This window comes from Photorhabdus tasmaniensis, assembly GCF_011189505.1.
GTDB lineage: Bacteria > Pseudomonadota > Gammaproteobacteria > Enterobacterales > Enterobacteriaceae > Photorhabdus > Photorhabdus tasmaniensis.
On record NZ_PUJU01000012.1, the window covers coordinates 65,107 to 82,608 of the forward strand.

Annotated in this window: 18 protein-coding genes; 6 read left to right on the forward strand and 12 right to left on the reverse strand. The window is 43.2% G+C overall.

The genetic code is table 11. The annotated features are described in order from the left end of the window. Positions 1–258 carry a type II toxin-antitoxin system RelB/DinJ family antitoxin gene (locus C5471_RS07645; RefSeq protein ID WP_065821829.1) on the reverse strand — a complete coding sequence of 86 codons (258 nt, stop codon included), beginning with the start codon at positions 256–258 and terminating at the stop codon, positions 1–3. Between the two features lie 177 nt (positions 259–435). On the opposite strand from C5471_RS07645, the gene trmL reads away from it, so the two are divergent. Next, positions 436–924 carry a tRNA (uridine(34)/cytosine(34)/5-carboxymethylaminomethyluridine(34)-2'-O)-methyltransferase TrmL gene (gene trmL / locus C5471_RS07650; protein ID WP_133814042.1) on the forward strand — a complete coding sequence of 163 codons (489 nt, stop codon included), beginning with the start codon at positions 436–438 and terminating at the stop codon, positions 922–924. A gap of 106 nt (positions 925–1,030) precedes the next feature. On the opposite strand, the gene cysE is transcribed toward trmL, so the two are convergent. The 4 genes from cysE to C5471_RS07670 all read right to left on the reverse strand — a co-directional run bounded on the left by cysE (position 1,031) and on the right by C5471_RS07670 (position 3,910). After that, positions 1,031–1,852, reverse strand: coding sequence for a serine O-acetyltransferase (cysE, locus tag C5471_RS07655; protein WP_133814264.1), 822 nt, complete (start codon positions 1,850–1,852; stop codon positions 1,031–1,033). A 52-nt stretch (positions 1,853–1,904) separates the two neighbouring features. Then, complete coding sequence (gene gpsA / locus C5471_RS07660; RefSeq protein ID WP_133814043.1) at positions 1,905–2,927, reverse strand: NAD(P)H-dependent glycerol-3-phosphate dehydrogenase; 1,023 nt, start codon at positions 2,925–2,927, stop codon at positions 1,905–1,907. Then, complete coding sequence (secB, locus tag C5471_RS07665; RefSeq protein ID WP_133814044.1) at positions 2,927–3,403, reverse strand: protein-export chaperone SecB; 477 nt, start codon at positions 3,401–3,403, stop codon at positions 2,927–2,929. Before secB ends, gpsA begins: the two co-directional genes overlap by 1 nt. 69 nt (positions 3,404–3,472) lie before the next feature. Beyond that, entirely contained in the window at positions 3,473–3,910 is a 438-nt protein-coding gene (locus tag C5471_RS07670) for a rhodanese-like domain-containing protein (protein ID WP_133814045.1), read from the reverse strand. A 291-nt stretch (positions 3,911–4,201) separates the two neighbouring features. Here C5471_RS07670 and envC point away from each other — a divergent pair, with 291 nt between their 5' ends. Both envC and C5471_RS07680 read left to right on the forward strand, forming a co-directional pair. Next, complete coding sequence (envC, locus tag C5471_RS07675) at positions 4,202–5,509, forward strand: murein hydrolase activator EnvC (RefSeq protein WP_133814046.1); 1,308 nt, start codon at positions 4,202–4,204, stop codon at positions 5,507–5,509. 4 nt (positions 5,510–5,513) lie between these two features. Then, positions 5,514–6,425 carry a divergent polysaccharide deacetylase family protein gene (locus tag C5471_RS07680; RefSeq protein ID WP_339959246.1) on the forward strand — a complete coding sequence of 304 codons (912 nt, stop codon included), beginning with the start codon at positions 5,514–5,516 and terminating at the stop codon, positions 6,423–6,425. Positions 6,426–6,506: 81 nt separating this feature from the next. Here C5471_RS07680 and tdh read toward each other — a convergent pair whose 3' ends face one another. Together tdh and kbl are read right to left on the reverse strand one after the other, a co-directional pair. Then, on the reverse strand, positions 6,507–7,532 hold the full coding sequence (gene tdh, locus C5471_RS07685; protein ID WP_133814048.1) for an L-threonine 3-dehydrogenase: 1,026 nt from the start codon (positions 7,530–7,532) through the stop codon (positions 6,507–6,509). Between the two features lie 9 nt (positions 7,533–7,541). Beyond that, on the reverse strand, positions 7,542–8,738 hold the full coding sequence (gene kbl / locus C5471_RS07690) for a glycine C-acetyltransferase (RefSeq protein ID WP_133814049.1): 1,197 nt from the start codon (positions 8,736–8,738) through the stop codon (positions 7,542–7,544). A 232-nt stretch (positions 8,739–8,970) separates the two neighbouring features. Between kbl and rfaD the strand changes: the two genes are divergently transcribed. From rfaD to rfaC, 3 genes are read left to right on the forward strand one after another with little or no spacing between them, the layout of a single operon-like run. Continuing rightward, on the forward strand, positions 8,971–9,909 hold the full coding sequence (gene rfaD, locus C5471_RS07695) for an ADP-glyceromanno-heptose 6-epimerase (protein ID WP_133814050.1): 939 nt from the start codon (positions 8,971–8,973) through the stop codon (positions 9,907–9,909). Positions 9,910–9,919: 10 nt separating this feature from the next. Next, on the forward strand, positions 9,920–10,969 hold the full coding sequence (gene rfaF, locus C5471_RS07700) for an ADP-heptose--LPS heptosyltransferase RfaF (RefSeq protein WP_133814051.1): 1,050 nt from the start codon (positions 9,920–9,922) through the stop codon (positions 10,967–10,969). Beyond that, entirely contained in the window at positions 10,969–11,931 is a 963-nt protein-coding gene (gene rfaC / locus C5471_RS07705) for a lipopolysaccharide heptosyltransferase RfaC (RefSeq protein ID WP_133814052.1), read from the forward strand. The genes rfaF and rfaC overlap by 1 nt, the downstream gene beginning before the upstream one ends. 204 nt (positions 11,932–12,135) lie before the next feature. On the opposite strand, the gene C5471_RS07710 is transcribed toward rfaC, so the two are convergent. From C5471_RS07710 to rfaQ, 5 genes are all read right to left on the reverse strand, one after another. Further along, positions 12,136–13,023: a GNAT family protein gene (locus C5471_RS07710; RefSeq protein ID WP_133814053.1), complete on the reverse strand. Its 888-nt coding sequence runs from the start codon at positions 13,021–13,023 to the stop codon at positions 12,136–12,138. A 33-nt stretch (positions 13,024–13,056) separates the two neighbouring features. Beyond that, complete coding sequence (locus C5471_RS07715; RefSeq protein WP_133814054.1) at positions 13,057–14,013, reverse strand: polysaccharide deacetylase family protein; 957 nt, start codon at positions 14,011–14,013, stop codon at positions 13,057–13,059. Positions 14,014–14,155: 142 nt separating this feature from the next. Further along, positions 14,156–15,250 (reverse strand): glycosyltransferase, encoded by a 1,095-nt coding sequence (locus C5471_RS07720; protein WP_133814055.1) that lies wholly within the window; start codon positions 15,248–15,250, stop codon positions 14,156–14,158. Next, complete coding sequence (locus C5471_RS07725; RefSeq protein WP_133814056.1) at positions 15,247–16,377, reverse strand: glycosyltransferase family 4 protein; 1,131 nt, start codon at positions 16,375–16,377, stop codon at positions 15,247–15,249. The genes C5471_RS07720 and C5471_RS07725 overlap by 4 nt, the downstream gene beginning before the upstream one ends. After that, a complete protein-coding gene (gene rfaQ, locus C5471_RS07730) occupies positions 16,374–17,438 on the reverse strand; it encodes a putative lipopolysaccharide heptosyltransferase III (protein WP_133814057.1) in 1,065 nt (354 codons plus the stop codon). The genes C5471_RS07725 and rfaQ overlap by 4 nt, the downstream gene beginning before the upstream one ends. Positions 17,439–17,502 lie beyond the last annotated feature (64 nt).

The window sequence follows — 17,502 nt, forward strand, 5'->3', positions numbered from 1 at the left end:
TTACCATCCAAGATCACGCTTTAGTTCATCTATCGTATCAACTCGGTGAACACCTACGCCATTTTCCAGATCTCGAATAGCCTGTAATGTCTCCTGATTAAGCTGCAACAACTCAGCAGGTAATTCTGGCTCAACAGCCAGACGATTAACCACCATACGAATTATAGTGGAAAGATTCAGCCCCATCGCTTTCGCATTAGCCATCGCCGCCGCTTTGGATTTAGGATTAACACGGGCACGTACAACGGTATCAGCCATAAGAAACCTCCATCAATGTTTGTCTACATAATAGCCATATTGTAGCCACAAGCAAATGAATGTGTCCAAGTGATGAGTAATTTCTGAAAGATGTTCCAACAGATAAACCAGAGATGAAATCCCCCTGCATCCCTACTCAATTTCTGCTAATCTGTGCCCCTCGTTTCTGGGGGGCATATGCTAAACATCGTTTTATTTGAACCTGAAATCCCGCCTAATACCGGTAATATTATTCGTCTTTGTGCCAATACTGGTTTTCAATTGCATCTGATCCAGCCTTTGGGTTTTACCTGGGATGACAAACGGCTGCGTCGGGCCGGGCTGGATTATCATGAGTTTGCCAATATCAAACAGCATCATGATTATTATACTTTTTTAGAAAGTGAAGGGTTAACAGGAGCATCTTCTGCCCGACTGTTTGCACTCACCACGAAAGGAACGCCAGCACACAGTGCGGTAAGTTATCAGGATGGGGATTATTTGATGTTCGGGCCGGAAACCCGAGGGTTACCACCTTATGTTCTGGATAATATGCCACCCCAACAAAAGATCCGTATTCCAATGCTAGCAGACAGCCGGAGTATGAATCTTTCTAATTCAGTTGCTGTTGTGGTTTTTGAAGCCTGGCGGCAATTGGGTTATTCAGGTGCTTTATTGAAAGAGTAATTGCTGTTAGCTAAAGTTAATGCCGTGCATCTAATCAATTAAAAGACACGGCATTTTTGAGTATTCAGTTTTGTGAACAATATTTCTCAATGCAGTTGTTCACAAATCAAATCCCATCACCATACTCAAAGCCATTGTTGATACCATTAAAATGCTGGTTCATATCCAATGATGGTTTTTCACTTTCAGGTTTACCGACAATACGAGCAGGCACGCCAGCAGCTGTTGTGTGTGGTGGAACCGAACGAAGGACGACTGAGCCTGCGCCAATTTTTGCCCCACGGCCAATTTCGATATTACCCAGTATTGTCGAACCCGCTCCAATCATCACCCCTTCCCTGACTTTCGGATGACGATCACCCCCGGTTTTACCTGTACCACCAAGGGTGACGGATTGCAGGATAGAAACGTCATTCTCCACTACCGCCGTTTCACCAATCACAATACCGGTAGCGTGGTCAAGCATGATGCCACATCCAATCTTGGCTGCCGGGTGAATATCAACACTAAAAGACATCGAGATTTGGTTTTGCAGGTAAATAGCCAGTGCCTTACGCCCTTCGCCCCATATCCAATGGGCAATACGATAAGCTTGCAAGGCATGGAATCCTTTGAGGTAAAGCAGAGGCGTTGAGTATTTATCTACCGCAGGATCACGTAAACGCACCGCTATAATGTCGCGGGCAGCAGAGACTATCATTTTCTGGTCCGAGCTATAAGCCTCTTCTACGATCTCCCTGACGGCAATAGCCGGCATAATCGGCGTAGCCAGTTTATTCGCCAGCATATAACTTAGAGCACTACCCAGATTTTCATGCTTGAGTAATGTCGCATGAAAAAAACTGGCTAACATCGGTTCACATTCAGCCAGTGCTTTCGCCTCTGTTCTTATGTTTTTCCAAACTTCGTCCAATTCTTCCAGCGACATATTTTTTACTCTCACAGTTAGAACCTATCTTTTTTATTAGATTTTTTCTGATTCAAGAGCGTACATTATCGCTCTCGTCCTTTCTGGCTCTTCCTAGCAATGCTTGAGCAGCTTCTATCACATTTTTATCGCAATACAGTATTTGATAGATTTGTTCTGCAATCGGCATTTCAACACCGGCACGTTCGGCCAATGCGCGCACTTCTTTGGTATTGCGGTAACCTTCAACAACCTGCCCAATCTGGCTCTGGGCTTCTTCAACGCTAATTCCCTGCCCCAGCATCATGCCAAAACGACGGTTACGTGATTGGTTATCTGTACAAGTTAAGACCAAATCGCCCAATCCCGCCATGCCCATAAAGGTTGACGGATCAGCGCCAAGCGCAGTACCCAGGCGACTCATTTCTGTTAATCCACGGGTAATCAATGCAGTACGAGCATTAGCGCCAAACCCCATGCCATCAGATATCCCCGCACCTATAGCAATCACGTTTTTTACAGCACCACCAAGTTGAACGCCAATAAAATCAGGATTTTTATAAACACGGAAACTTTTGCCACAGTGGAATAGTTGCTGAAGTTCATCACTAAAAGCAGATTCAGTCGCTGAAATCGCTATCGCTGTAGGTAAACCAGCCGCTAATTCTTTCGCAAAGGTTGGGCCAGAAAGCACCGCTAACGGTATTTTATCGCCTAATATCTCACGGGCCACGTCCTGCAATAACCTGCCAGTATCCGCTTCCAAGCCTTTAGTTGCCCAGACGATTCGCGCATCAGACCGCAAATAGGGTTTTATCTGCTTTAATACCTCACCAAACACGTGACTGGGAACCACAACAAGAATGTCACGGCTTGCTGTGAGTACTTTTGTCAGGTCGGTTTCAAGCAATAAACTGTTAGGGAAGGAGACATCCGGCAGAAATTTCTGATTACAACGTGCCTGTTGCAATGCCTGAATATGCTCTGAGTCATGCCCCCAAAGCACAACATCATGACCATTACGTGCCAACGTGATGGCTAATGCGGTGCCGTATGAACCGGCACCGATAACTGTCATCGAAACAGTACTATTCATTAAGCTTCCTGTTGAGCTTGTTCACCATTCTCAGACTGCTCTGCTTGCTGTTGCAGGTAGTTCATGAACAGAGCATCAAAGTTTACCGGAGCCAGGTTGAGCTGCGGGAAAGTACCACGACTCACCAAACTGGTGATGCATTCACGGGCATATGGGAACAGGATATTCGGGCAATATGCACCCAAGCAATGAGCCAGTTGAGTTCCTTCGATGCCTTCAATAGAGAAAATACCACCTTGCTGTATTTCACACAGGAATGCCGTCTCTTCGCCCAGCGCAGCTGTCACAGTTACACGCAGAACAACTTCATAAACCCCCTGTGCCAACTCACTGGAAGCCGTATCCAGATCGAGCTTTACTTCCGGCTGCCATTCCTGTTGGAACACCTGTGGTGCATTTGGTGCTTCAAAAGAGATATCTTTGGTGTAGATACGTTGGATCTGGAAAGCCATTTCTGTATTGTTTTGTTCTGACATAATAATTGTTACCTTTAGATGTCCTTATTAAATTTTTTATGTGAGTGTCGCCACTCACACCCAAAATGATTACTTTTTACCACGCGCCAATGGCAAGTTTTCACCTGTCCAACCCGCCAAACCTTCTTTTAGGGAACATACGTGCTCAAAACCAGCACGGAGAAGATTCTCAGCCGGAGTACGGGATTCAGTACCATTCGCTGAAACAACAATCACTGGCTGCTTTTTATGTTTTTCCAACTCAGCCAGATTGTTGTCTTTAATTTCAGATGGAGTCAGGTTTATTGAACCAATGATATGCCCTTTGCGGAAATCTTCACGAGAACGTAAATCCACGACGATGGCTTCTTCTTTATTGATCAGATTAATCGCTTGCGCCCGCGTTATCTCTTCAGTTTTAGAGAAGAGACTTTTCATCGTCGTCACAATAACAGCAGCCAGCAGCGCAATCCAGATGAGGCTTAAGGTCATATGCTGATTAATAAATTGCATGATTTCTTGCAGCATGGGGGCAAAAACTCCCGTTGGTTATTAACAAATATCTAAGGCTCCAGAGTATACCTTTGTGTTGCGTCAATTACAGCCAAATAGCATAAGCTCAATGCAAATTTTGCGGAGAGTTTCCAGAAAAAATAAAAATACACTGAAAATGGAACGCGCTAAGTACACGATCAGAAGATTCTCTGTCACACTGAATGAATACAGGAATTTCAGCAATAAATCAGCAGGCCATCTGGTAAGCAATTGTTCAACATGAAATAATCTGATGCTACATAATAGCAAGGTATATTGACAGAAATGACAGACAATAAGGAAATACCTGGCCGTAATGATCGGTTCAATCAGAACTCATGGCAGAATAAAATTCGTGCCTTATTGTTCTGTGCTTTCCTGTCCGCTGTTTTCAGCTTTCATACCTTTGCCAATCCGATTATCGACAATAAAAATCAGCTTAAAAATCTTCAACAAGACATTGCAGAGAAAGAGAAGAACGTGCAACAACAGCAGCAAAAACGCAGTACGTTGTTAAGTCAACTGAAAGATCAGGAAAATACAATTTCTAAGGTTGGCCTCTCTTTGCACAGTACCCAAACGCAGCTCAATAAGCTGAATAAAGAGATCACCGCGCTTAATGCCAATATCAAGAAACTGGCAAAACAACAAACAGCGCAACGGGATATGCTGGCACGTCAATTGGATGCCGCTTTTCGTCAAGGGCAGCATCAAGGGCTCGAGCTCATGTTCAGAGGTGAGGAAGGCAAGAGGGGGGAGCGCATCCTCGCTTACTATAGTTACCTTAATCAAGCCCGCCAGGATACTATTGTTAAGCTTGAGCAAACTACCGTTGATTTGACTGAACAAAAAAAACTTGAGCAGCAAAAACAAAAAGAGCAGAAACAAGTTCTGACGGAACAACAACAACAAAAGCAGCAGATGGAAGTGGCCCGCAGCGCCCGGCAGAAAACCCTGACTGAACTAGAGTCTTCCCTGAAGAAAGATCAAAAAAGTCTCGCTGAATTAAAACAAAATGAAACCCGCCTGCGAGATAAAATTGCCAAGGCAGAACGAGAAGCGAAAGCACGGGCGGAACGAGAAGCCAGAGAAGCTGCCCGCGTCCGTGCTCAGATTGCGGCGAAACAGAAACAAGCGCAGAAAAAAGGCTCTAGCTATAAACCCACTGAAGATGAACGTGCATTAATGGCACGGACGGGTGGCCTTGGTCGTCCGGCTGGTCAGGCAATCTGGCCGGTCCATGGCAGGGTAATACATGAGTTTGGTGAAGCACTGCAAGGTGAACTGCGCTGGAAAGGCATGGTGATTTCTGCCACAGAAGGCACTGAAGTCAAAGCAATATCCGATGGACGGGTACTGTTGGCTGACTGGTTGCAAGGCTATGGGCTGGTTGTCGTTATAGAGCACGGTAAAGGTGATATGAGCCTTTATGGCTATAATCAGAGCGCTCTGGTCAGCGTCGGTCAGCAAGTTCGTGCCGGGCAACCCATCGCCCTGGTCGGTAACAGTGGCGGTCAGGAACAACCCGCCCTGTATTTTGAAATCCGCCGTCAGGGTAGAGCGGTAAACCCACAACCTTGGCTTGGGAGATGATCAGGTGAGACAACCCAAGTTTGCAAAATTCATTGGAACTATCGTCCTGTTGCTCTTGAGCCTGCAAGCCAGTGCTGCCCGTTTGGCAATTGTTATTGATGATTTTGGCTATCGTCCTCATAACGAAAATAAAATATTGCAGATGCCTGTTGCGGTTTCTATCGCAATTCTGCCAGATTCTCCCCATGGCGGGGAAATGGCTGAAAAAGCACATAAACAAGGACGGGAGATTTTAATCCACCTGCCAATGGCACCTTTAAGTAAACAACGGTTAGAACCGGATACTCTCCAGCCAACAATGAGCAGTGAAGAGATTGATCGCATTATCCAGCGCGCAATACAAAAGGTCCCTTATGCGGTAGGAATAAATAATCATATGGGCAGCGCGATGACTTCAAGCTTGCCGGGAATGCAGAAGGTTATGCGCTCGCTGTCCCACTATGAGCTTTACTTTCTCGATAGTGTGACGATTGGAAATACTCAAGCAACAAAGGCAGCAAAAGGCACCCATGTTCGCGTTATTCGCCGCAATGTTTTTCTTGATAATGTGCAATCAGAAGCGGAAACCCGCTATCAGTTAAACCGGGCAATTTCTGTTGCTCGCAAGAATGGTTCAGCTATTGCTATCGGTCATCCTCATCCGACAACCATTCGCGCATTACAACAGATGCTGTCAACGCTTCCCGCGGATATTGAATTGGTCAGCCCAAGTATGCTGTTAAGTAGCACCCCTGTTGGCGACAATCACCGTAAATGGGGCAAGCAGTGTGAAATAAAAGAGGTGCCAACCACAGTTACCAGCCAAGACTATCTGGCGGTCATTAGTAACATGCTGGTTGATAACCCCGTTGTGAATACAATGAGCCAACATATCCAGAAACTGGTTGGAGATAAATCTCAAGATAGAACAGAATAAAAAATCATCCGAAAAAATGGCTAATAAAACAGGCACCCAAAAAACTGCAAGCGCCTGTTAATCTTAGTGGTAATTTATTGATTAATCCCAGCTCAGAATCACTTTACCAGACTGCCCTGAACGCATGGTGTCAAAGCCTTTCTGGAAGTCGTCAATAGAGAAGCGGTGAGTAATAATCGGGGTCAGATCCAAACCAGATTGAATCAATGTCGCCATTTTGTACCAGGTTTCAAACATTTCACGGCCATAAATACCTTTAATAAACAAGCCTTTGAAAATCACCTGATTCCAGTCGATTGCCATATCTGATGGTGGAATACCCAACAGTGCGACACGGCCACCGTGATTCATGGTATCTAATAAGGTACGAAACGCCGCCGGGGCACCGGACATTTCCAAACCAACATCAAAACCTTCCGTCATGCCTAACTCTGCCATGACATCTGTCAGGTTTTCCTTGCTAACATTGACTGCACGGGTAACCCCCATTTTACGGGCCAATTCAAGGCGATATTCGTTAACGTCGGTGATGACAACGTGACGCGCACCAACATGTTTACACACTGCCGCCGCCATAATACCAATGGGACCTGCCCCGGAAACCAGCACATCTTCACCAACCAGATCAAATGAAAGCGCGGTATGAACAGCATTGCCAAATGGGTCAAAAATAGAAGCCAGTTCATCAGAGATGTTATCTGGGATTTTAAACGCATTAAACGCAGGAATAACCAGATATTGAGCAAAACAACCCGGGCGGTTTACCCCGACACCAATGGTATTACGGCATAAGTGAGTACGGCCACCACGACAGTTACGGCAGTAACCACAAGTGATATGCCCTTCGCCAGACACCCGATCACCAATTTTAAAACCTTTCACTTCCTGACCAATAGCCACAACTTCACCAACATATTCATGACCAACAACCATGGGTACAGGAATTGTTTTTTGCGACCAGTCATCCCAGTTATAGATGTGCACATCCGTTCCACAAATCGCCGTTTTACGGATTTTGATCATCACATCATTGTGCCCCAATTCTGGCTCGGGCACATCGGTCATCCAGATGCCTTCTTCCGCTTTTAACTTTGACAATGCTTTCATAAAGATGCCTTATGCAATTACTTTTAATTGCTTACCAATTCGCGTGAACGCCTCAACCGCACGTTCAATTTGTTCTTCCGTATGTGCCGCTGACATTTGCGTGCGGATACGGGCCTGATTTTTAGGGACTACCGGATAGAAGAAACCGGTGACGTAAATGCCTTCTTTCAGTAATTCTGCGGCAAATTCCTGTGCCAGTTTTGCATCGCCTAACATGACCGGGATGATCGCGTGATCAGCACCTGCCAAAGTGAAACCTGCCGCCGTCATTTTTTCACGAAACAGGTTGGCGTTCTTCCACAGGCGATCACGTAACGCATCACCTTCTTTCAGCATATCCAGCACGTTAATGGATGCCGCGACAATCGCCGGAGCCAGTGAGTTGGAGAACAGATATGGGCGTGAACGCTGGCGCAGCCACTCAACAACTTCTTTACGCGCCGCAGTATAGCCACCGGAAGCCCCCCCCAGCGCTTTACCTAATGTGCCGGTAATGATGTCAATACGATCCATGACGTCACAATATTCGTGAGTACCACGACCATGTGCACCAACAAAACCTACGGCATGGGAGTCATCCACCATCACCATTGCACCAAATTCATCCGCCAGATCACAGATAGATTTCAGGTCAGCAATGACGCCATCCATTGAGAACACACCATCTGTTGCAATCACAATATGACGCACATTATCTGCTTTTGCTTGCTCCAATTGTGCTCTCAGTTCCTGCGTATCATTATTGGCATAGCGATAACGCTTCGCTTTACATAAGCGAACACCATCAATTATAGAAGCGTGGTTCAGAGCATCCGAGATAATGGCATCTTCCGGCCCAAACAGCGTTTCAAATAAACCGCCATTGGCATCAAAACAAGAAGAATAAAGAATGGCATCTTCCATACCCAAAAATTCTGCTAGTTTTTGCTCCAGCTCTTTATGAGTATCCTGAGTCCCACAAATAAAACGAACTGATGCCATACCAAAACCATGGCTATCCATTCCCGCTTTAGCGGCAGCAATAAGATCAGGGTGATTAGCCAAACCTAAGTAGTTATTTGCGCAGAAGTTAATAACATGGCTGCCATCGGCTACAGCAATGTCAGCATTTTGGGCAGAAGTGATGATGCGCTCATTTTTGAATAACCCTTCCGAATGGGCTTGCTCTAATTGTTCATTAATTTGCTGATAAAATGATGCTGACATTTATTTTCTCCTGATTTAAGTGAAGGGTCGTTACATATTTTACGCATTGTTCAGGTAACTGACGACTCTATCAGGCAGTTAATATTAACTTTGCTGTATCCGTCACGTCATGCAACCTGAATGACCATAATATTTCAGTATATTCCCCTGCTTAAGCTGCTGTCGTCATAGATGTTAGATGTTATTATAGAAGCAATTTGCTTCATTAACCCGATTGATAGAGGTGATTCTGATGATCATTGTCACTGGCGGTGCTGGATTTATTGGCAGCAATATTGTCAAAGCACTAAATGACGAAGGATATAAAGATATTCTGGTCGTAGATAATCTGAAAGATGGTACTAAGTTCGCCAATCTGGCTGACCTGGATATTGCTGATTACATGGACAAGGAAGAGTTTATTGTTAGCATCCTGGCCGGTGATGATTTAGACGATATTGACGCTGTTTTCCATGAAGGCGCTTGCTCATCCACAACCGAGTGGGATGGTAAGTATATGATGGATAATAACTATCAATATTCAAAAGAGTTGCTGCACTATTGCCTTGAGCGTGGAATTCCCTTCTTGTACGCCTCTTCCGCAGCAACCTATGGTGGCCGCAGTGATAATTTTATCGAGGAGCGTCAATATGAAAAACCGCTCAATGTTTATGGCTACTCTAAATTCCTGTTCGACCAGTATGTCCGGGAGCTCTTGCCTCACGCTGATTCACAGATTTGTGGTTTCCGTTATTTCAATGTGTACGGGCCACGCGAAGGGCACAAAGGCAGTATGGCCAGTGTTGCATTCCATCTGAACAATCAAATCAATCAGGGGCAAAACCCCAAACTATTTGCCGGCAGTGAAGGCTTTCAACGTGATTTTATCTATGTTGGTGATGCCGCTGCGGTTAATCTGTGGTTTTGGAAAAACAGCGTTTCCGGTATTTATAACTGTGGAACAGGTCGCTCTGAATCTTTCCAGGCGGTTGCAGATGCAGTTGTTGAATTCCATCAAGATAAATCACCAGCCGTTGAATATATTAATTTTCCTGAACATTTAAAAGGCCGTTATCAGAGCTTCACTCAGGCAGATCTGACTAAACTTCGCGCGGCTGGTTATGATAGACCATTCAAAACAGTCGCCGAAGGCGTCACGGAATATATGCATTGGCTTAATCAGGATAAATAATCTACTCGTTATGAAAATATTGGTGATCGGCCCTTCGTGGGTGGGTGACATGATGATGTCGCAGAGCCTTTACCGGACATTAAAGGCCCTGCATCCTAATGCAGAAATTGATGTGATGGCACCAGCCTGGTGCCGTCCGCTGCTGGCAAAAATGCCGGAAGTCAATCAGGCACTGGCAATGCCATTAGGCCACGGCGCTCTGGCATTAGGCGAGCGTCGTCGTCTTGGCGTCGCACTGCGTGAACATAAATATGATCGCGCTTATGTGCTGCCAAACTCTTTTAAATCTGCGTTAGTGCCTTTCTTCGCCAATATTCCTCTGCGTACCGGCTGGCGCGGTGAAATGAGATATGGATTGCTCAATGATATTCGTATACTGAATAAAGAAGCTTTCCCATTAATGGTTCAACGCTATGTCGCATTGGCTTACGATGCAAAACTCAGTAGCGCAGTGGAGCTTCCTCAACCATTGTTGTGGCCTCAGTTGGATGTTAGTGATGAAGATGTTGCTGAATCTACTGCGGCATTCAATATTTCTGATCACCGGCCGATTATCGGTTTCTGTCCCGGAGCAGAGTTCGGCCCGGCAAAACGTTGGCCGCACTATCATTATGCCGCGTTGGCTCAACAGCTTATCACTCAAAAGGGATATCAAATTCTACTGTTTGGTTCCGCCAAAGATCATGAAGGTGGAGAAGATATCCGCAAGTCACTGACAGAAGAAACCCGTGAATACTGTATCAATCTTGCCGGACAAACATCGCTTGAGCAGGCGGTCAATATTATCGCGGCCTGTGATGCTATTGTGACCAACGATTCCGGTTTGATGCATGTCGCCGCAGCACTCAATCGCCCCCTCGTTGCCCTCTACGGTCCAAGCAGCCCAGATTTTACTCCGCCATTGTCTGATAAAGCAGAAGTTATCCGCCTGATTACTGGCTATCACAAGGTCAGAAAAGGTGACAGTGCACACGGCTATCATCAGAGTCTGATTGATATTCAACCAGAGCAGGTTATGGTTTCTCTGGATAAATTATTACAAGCGGAGAACCAGGATTAATGCGGGTTTTACTGGTTAAGACTTCTTCTATGGGGGATGTACTCCACTCTCTCCCCGCATTGACTGATGCAGAAAAAAACCTGCCTGGTGTCCGTTTTGACTGGGTGGTAGAAGAAGGATTCGCACAAATTCCCGGCTGGCATAGTGCAGTCGATCAAGTTATTCCTGTTGCTATTCGCCGCTGGCGTAAGAACTGGTTTGGTAAAGAGATCCGCGCAGAACGCCGTTTATTTAAAGAAAAACTAAAATTACATCATTATGATGCCATTATTGATGCACAGGGGTTATTAAAGAGTGCATTTCTGGTAACTCGATTAGCTCATGGCCCTAAACATGGTTACGACCGTAAAAGTATCCGTGAGCCATTAGCGAGTTTTTTTTACGATTGCCGCCATGCAGTCAGCACACAGCAACATGCCGTAGAACGTATCCGCGAGCTGTTTGCTGTCAGCTTGGGTTATGCTAAACCCGCAGAGCTGGGCGATTATGGTATTGCCCGTCACTTTTTAAAGCAACAATCAGAAAATCAAGGTGATTATCTGGTTTTTCTCCATGCCACTACCCGTGATGAAAAACACTGGCCGGAAAGCCATTGGCGTCAGCTTATTGCTGAAATTCAGCCGACTGGTATGCGAATTAAACTTCCCTGGGGAGCTGAACATGAGCACCAACGTGCATTGAGGCTGGCGGAAGATCTCCCTCATGTGGAAGTTCTGCCAAAACTGACTTTGGCACAAGTCGCTCAGGAATTGGCGGGGGCACAAGCCGTTGTCTCTGTTGATACTGGCCTGAGCCACCTCACCGCCGCACTGGATCGCCCTAATATTACGCTGTTTGGCCCAACCGATCCGGGCCTGATCGGAGGATACGGCAAGGAACAGATGTCCTTGAAAGCAGAAGATGGAAATATCAGAAATATTACGCCATCAAAAGTACTCTCCTATCTCTGGCAAGAAATATGAAATTAATTTCAAAATACTGGCTAAAGGCACCCTTTAACCAGTATTCAATCTTTTTTAATTTTATATATTTTTCTAACAAAGATTTTCCATAATATATTTTTAATCTTTACAGAAAATGGCCTTCTTTTCCTTATTTCTGTAGAATGTTTAAGATTAATAATAAAAATTTCCATATTCTGTGCTAATGCTCCATTATTATAACGATTAAGGAAAAATCACTCTTTGTAAGTTGTCTCTATTACACCACCTATTTTTATATTCAAATGTTGGCCGCCCAAAACTGAATCTCATCTCCAAATCATTTTCACGACTATATTCAATAGCATCCTTCACATTAACCCATGTAGAAACCGTTCCTAGCGACAGATTTGGATAACTCAAATCCATTCCGCTATTAACATAGTCATAGCAAATCCATTTTTCACATTGTTCTTTAACAATAAATTGCATTGCGCAAGGATTTCCTTCTAACCATAAAACATTACCAAAAGTTATAGAGGGTATTTCTTCAAGAATTTCCTGCATTTCATTTTTATATGCATGTTCATTCCTGCGTTTAAAATAGAGATAATCATAAATATCCGTTAATTCTTTCGGATCATAATGATCAACATTAACAACACTACCCCCACTTTTTATAAAACGATTCAACTCTCTATTTCTGGTTTCTCTTGTTCTTCTAGAGATATCCTTAACCAAACAGATCTGTCTTTTAGAGTTTAATTTATCCGAACAGTTAATAATATTAACTTTATTTTTTGACGACGTAAACTTTGATTTAAATGGAATAATAGATCTAACATCCGATCTAATCGGTAATATTATCTCATCAAAATTAAGTGGATATTTGTTAATTCCTTCTTTAATGACAATTTTCTGCTCACCAGCGAGGTAACGATCTCTCCAGCTACAGATACCACCAATGATATTTCCTGAACCATCTCTTTTTATATAGAATTTCTCATTTAGCTGAAAACGCTTATGGAAAAAGTCCAAGACTTTTGGAGAAGTGATCACACTTCCCCCATATAAATTATAAGCCTCTCGATAATCATCAAAAGAACCTAATTTCCAACCAAAATTCAGTATCATCAGTTAATCCTGTCAGTTTTATTTTCTCAATTATTACGATTTCTTTAATTGGTAATATTCAGCCAATGTCATCCCTTGAACCTGCGGTTTCAAGTAGTTAAATAATCCCTCCAAATCCTGATAAAGATGCTCAATTTGTTCTTCATTTTTAAATGTCGGGCTACCACCAGGCATAAATTCAGATGAATGCAGCATAAATTCAACATAATCACAGCCTTCTGCCAATGTTTGCTGAATAACTTTCTTCATTTGCTCCAGATTACCGCCTTTTGGCCGTAACCAATTAACAGAAGGAGAACGCTGTTTTCCGCGCAAATTATCGTATTTCTGTTTCAGGGAGTTCATCAACGGAGAGTGCTTATATTGGATGCTCATTGGTACTTCCAACAAAGAAGAACGACCTTCTTTGGCGATATCCTGCAAATCCATAAAATAAGCATAAGATGGAAAGTGGCTATAATCAGTCCCACCGTTACCATTAGGATCACCTTTTGTGAAACGCCAATTAACCCGCGGCGTTACCGAACAATCGACTTGATAACCATATTCCACCAACAATTCAGCATAATACTCATTAAATGCCCAACGACCCGCCCGATGGCTTAACATTTTAGTTTGTAGTTTGTCTTCTAATAAGTTAGTCATTAGACTAACTTTGGCTCTGATTTGTTCTTTCGAGAACTCAATCAGATAAGGTTTATAACGCATATCATCGTCGGTAAGAGGAACAAGTGGTGGATTATTCCAGGCATGTAAATGCATACCGATTTCACCTTGACCTCTGGCGATAATATCTTTGGCAAAGTCAATGTATAAATCATCCATCGCCATCTCATAGTTCGTCAACCAAACCGGTTTAAAACCAAAACGCTCACATAGGCTCTGAAATCTTGGTAAATAATGTGTATTTTCTGTCGATATCTGACTGTGGTTTTGCCACAGATCATCACCTTCAGTATCAATCGTGATTATAAATGCGGGTAAAGTCATTAGAGATGTGCCCAAAGCAGACCCAAAATAATGGTTTTATGGTACGCAGGTCAACGATACAGCGCAATTAACTTATCGTTAAAAGAGTGGTTGTGTGTGATTTTATTTGCTCGGAGTAAACAAAGAATTAGCTTATTCAGCGTTACAAAGATAAATATTTTGCCAAAACGATATCTAAATCAAACTTCTTATACATATCCTCTGTGATGACAGGAGGTTGCTGGTAAACAAGCTTCATTTTCTCTGCAAGTGAGCCAACGGTCAGTTCTGATTTATATTTTTCCAGCTCACCAACCATAATTTCATTCACGCCCCCCGGACATGCCACACTGACAATGGGAGTATCGCAAATCAATGATTCAATCAGTACATTACCCAACCCTTCACTGTCAGAACTCAAGACAACCGCTTTAGCTCCACGAATAACAGGTAATGGATTTTCAAGGAATCCGGTTAAGATGACTTTAGATTGTAAGTTTAAATCCACAATCTTTTGTTTTATTTGTTGAGTAATCGATTCATCTCCATGCCCAACAATCAATAAGTTACATGGCAGAGCTGCTTTCGCAAAAGCCTCCAATAAACGATCATGTCGCTTAACTTGGTGAAATCGGCCAACATGTAATAAATACGTTTCATCCGAATAAGGGTTCTTTTGCAAAGATTTTTCTTTAATGTCAGGAATGTTGAAAGGATTATAAATTGTCACCATCTTCTTAGCCATGAGTGACAGATTAATTGCTAAATCTTTCCCGACGGCATCAGAGACACAAATGAGATTCCGATTATTATATGTCCATTTAATTTTCTGTTTCTTTATCCAACGGGGTAATCCGCTTTTATTGCCAAGATACGAACTTGAGAATACCCCATGAATACAAAACCACACGTTTAATCCCGCCAATACCTTTGATTTCACGACAATGCGATCGGTTTTATGCAAATTTGATACAATCAATAAGGGAATTCCCTTCCGAAGAAATATTTTTTCTAAAGCTTTATCCATAGATTTAGCCCTACGGCAAATCTCAGTCTGTCTTCTAAAAGGCCCATTGTACTCGTCAGCATCAATAACCCGTTCAATACCATCGGGCACTAAATACTCACATTTTTCCGCCAGAGAAAGCAGCGTAATATCATACCCTTTCTGTTGCAGACCATCACAAAGCCGGATAGTGACATTTTCTGCACCTCCACCAGGTAATCCATCAATGATAAATAATATGTGTCCTTTCATGATGAGAGCACCCTTTCGTATAGTCCAATCAGCTGTTGTGATAAATGTTCCGGTGTATAAGGCAGTACCTTAGTTCTCGCTAATTCTGACATTTTATTATTCAAATGATCAGAAGGCGTATTTTGAATCGCTTCTGTAATATCCCGGATATCCAAAGCATCACATATAAACCCGTTACTTCCAGAGGTAACAAATTCAGCACCACCGCATGTCGTACTGGTTATAACCGGAAGCCCACAAGCCATTGCCTCCAATATCACATTTGGGAATGGATCATATAAGGTAGGTAACAACAAACCATCTGCAATCTGATAAAAAGGCAGTGTCTTTTTCTGCATACCCATAAACCTGATCCGCTCATTGCACCCCAGAGAATTGGCTAATTGTTTATATTTCTTCTCTTCTTTATCCTGACCCACAACAATTAAATATGCATCAGTAGCACTAACCGCTTGAATCGCTACTTTTAGCCCCTTTCGCTCAAACCCGGAACCTACATAAACGAAACATTTCGCCTGTCGGGGAAGATCATATTCTTTCCTTAACAGCATTCTCTGAGATTCTATTGCCGGGAAAAATTGATTATGGTTTATCGCATTATAAATAACTGCTATTTTTTTCTCCGAAAGCCCAAAATCTGCCATGACCTCCCGTTTTACCATTTCCGAGTTACAAATAACCATTTTTAGTTCTGGGGCCGAATACATCTTTTGTTCAGCATCCATAACATAACGATGATAACGACTCGCAAAAAGTAATTTGCCTCGCCAGGAGGATAAAACCCGGGCACGCTGCTGCAACCACCGCTGATGAACACCATCACCCGCACGGTAAATATCGCAACCAGCAATGCGTTCGTGACTTTGAACAAGATCAAATTGTTCTTTTTCCCATACTGCTCTGGCCGCTTTAGCAAATCCTCTCTCACGGCTGATTCTTCCCCATTTATGAGGATTTGCTAAATGAACACACCAGTCAGGGCTAATGTCTCCCTGCCAGGAACGCGTAATAACATTGAGCTCCAGATTTTCATTACCTAAAGCGGCTAAGGCGCGGGAGACAAAACGTTCTGCACCACCATCCGAGCGATATTTCTGCCGAACAATCGCAAGACGTACTGATTTCATAATAAATTTCTCCGGGCAGCAGCAATAACCACATCACTGGGAATGACATTCAGATAACGTATGCCCGTTTTAGTGTTAACATCATCAGGATCAGGTAAATCGCCATAATCACCAGCCCAAATTACTTCACCCTTTGCTTCCCATGGGTGCCAGAATACTAACTTTGATGGCCCAAATAAAGCAATACAAGGTGTTTTCAATGCTGCGGCCATATGCATAGAAATAGAGTCTACCCCTATGAATAAATTAGCTTCATCAATCAGCGCTGCAAGTTGAGGCAAGGTTAATAGGCCAGCAAAAGAAATAACTCTTTCTTTTGGGCAGCTTGATAAAATAGTCTCGACCATATCTTCTTCCTTACGATCTGGCCCGGAGGTAACAACAATTGTCCAACCATCAGACTGTAATGCACTAATCGTTTCACCCATCTTTTTCTCATCCCAACATTTGAAAAACCAGCGGGATGTTGGCTGTACAACAATATATTTTTGACTGACCCCATACTGCTCAAGAAATGCCCGGACAGTTTCTCTATCCTCCTGATGGTAACTCATTGTCACTTTAGTACTGATCGATGGAAGATTTAACAGCGAAAGAGTTGACAAGTTTTGCTCAACAATATGCAAAAATTCACTATGCTCTGTCAGCACCAGATTTGTGAAGCATCTTTTCCAAAACAGGCTTCGTCGCTTTGCTAAATCAAATCCAATACGTACTCTGGCACCAGTAAATCGTGTCACAAACGCACTATACCATTGATCAGAGAGATTAATAACTATGTCATATTTACGATTCCTTAATTGTTTAAGTAATCTCCATTCATGACTAAAATGTGCTCTGGTTCCTTGCTTCTTCCATTGCCTATCCATAGAAAATATATTTGCCACAAAAGAAAAGTTGGCTAGTATCGGTTCTGTTTCTTTGTAGAGTAAAACATCAATTTCTACTGAGAGATAATTATCCTTCAGAGTATTAATAACAGGTGTAACTAATAGTACATCACCATGATGTCGTAACTTTATTATCAGAATACGGCTAAATCGAGTTGGTAATTTACTCATGGCATTCCCAGTATAAAGGCACAGATAATAAGGAAAAAGCTGTCTCTATATGTGCGGAAGCTGC

Coding starts and splice junctions, on each gene's coding strand:
- C5471_RS07645 (WP_065821829.1), bottom strand. CDS start 258: ATGGCTGATACCGTTGTACGTGCCCGTGTTAATCCTAAATCCAAAGCG.
- trmL (WP_133814042.1), top strand. CDS start 436: ATGCTAAACATCGTTTTATTTGAACCTGAAATCCCGCCTAATACCGGT.
- cysE (WP_133814264.1), bottom strand. CDS start 1,852: ATGTCGCTGGAAGAATTGGACGAAGTTTGGAAAAACATAAGAACAGAG.
- gpsA (WP_133814043.1), bottom strand. CDS start 2,927: ATGAATAGTACTGTTTCGATGACAGTTATCGGTGCCGGTTCATACGGC.
- secB (WP_133814044.1), bottom strand. CDS start 3,403: ATGTCAGAACAAAACAATACAGAAATGGCTTTCCAGATCCAACGTATC.
- C5471_RS07670 (WP_133814045.1), bottom strand. CDS start 3,910: ATGCTGCAAGAAATCATGCAATTTATTAATCAGCATATGACCTTAAGC.
- envC (WP_133814046.1), top strand. CDS start 4,202: ATGACAGACAATAAGGAAATACCTGGCCGTAATGATCGGTTCAATCAG.
- tdh (WP_133814048.1), bottom strand. CDS start 7,532: ATGAAAGCATTGTCAAAGTTAAAAGCGGAAGAAGGCATCTGGATGACC.
- kbl (WP_133814049.1), bottom strand. CDS start 8,738: ATGTCAGCATCATTTTATCAGCAAATTAATGAACAATTAGAGCAAGCC.
- rfaD (WP_133814050.1), top strand. CDS start 8,971: ATGATCATTGTCACTGGCGGTGCTGGATTTATTGGCAGCAATATTGTC.
- rfaF (WP_133814051.1), top strand. CDS start 9,920: ATGAAAATATTGGTGATCGGCCCTTCGTGGGTGGGTGACATGATGATG.
- rfaC (WP_133814052.1), top strand. CDS start 10,969: ATGCGGGTTTTACTGGTTAAGACTTCTTCTATGGGGGATGTACTCCAC.
- C5471_RS07710 (WP_133814053.1), bottom strand. CDS start 13,023: ATGATACTGAATTTTGGTTGGAAATTAGGTTCTTTTGATGATTATCGA.
- C5471_RS07715 (WP_133814054.1), bottom strand. CDS start 14,013: ATGACTTTACCCGCATTTATAATCACGATTGATACTGAAGGTGATGAT.
- C5471_RS07720 (WP_133814055.1), bottom strand. CDS start 15,250: ATGAAAGGACACATATTATTTATCATTGATGGATTACCTGGTGGAGGT.
- C5471_RS07725 (WP_133814056.1), bottom strand. CDS start 16,377: ATGAAATCAGTACGTCTTGCGATTGTTCGGCAGAAATATCGCTCGGAT.
- rfaQ (WP_133814057.1), bottom strand. CDS start 17,438: ATGAGTAAATTACCAACTCGATTTAGCCGTATTCTGATAATAAAGTTA.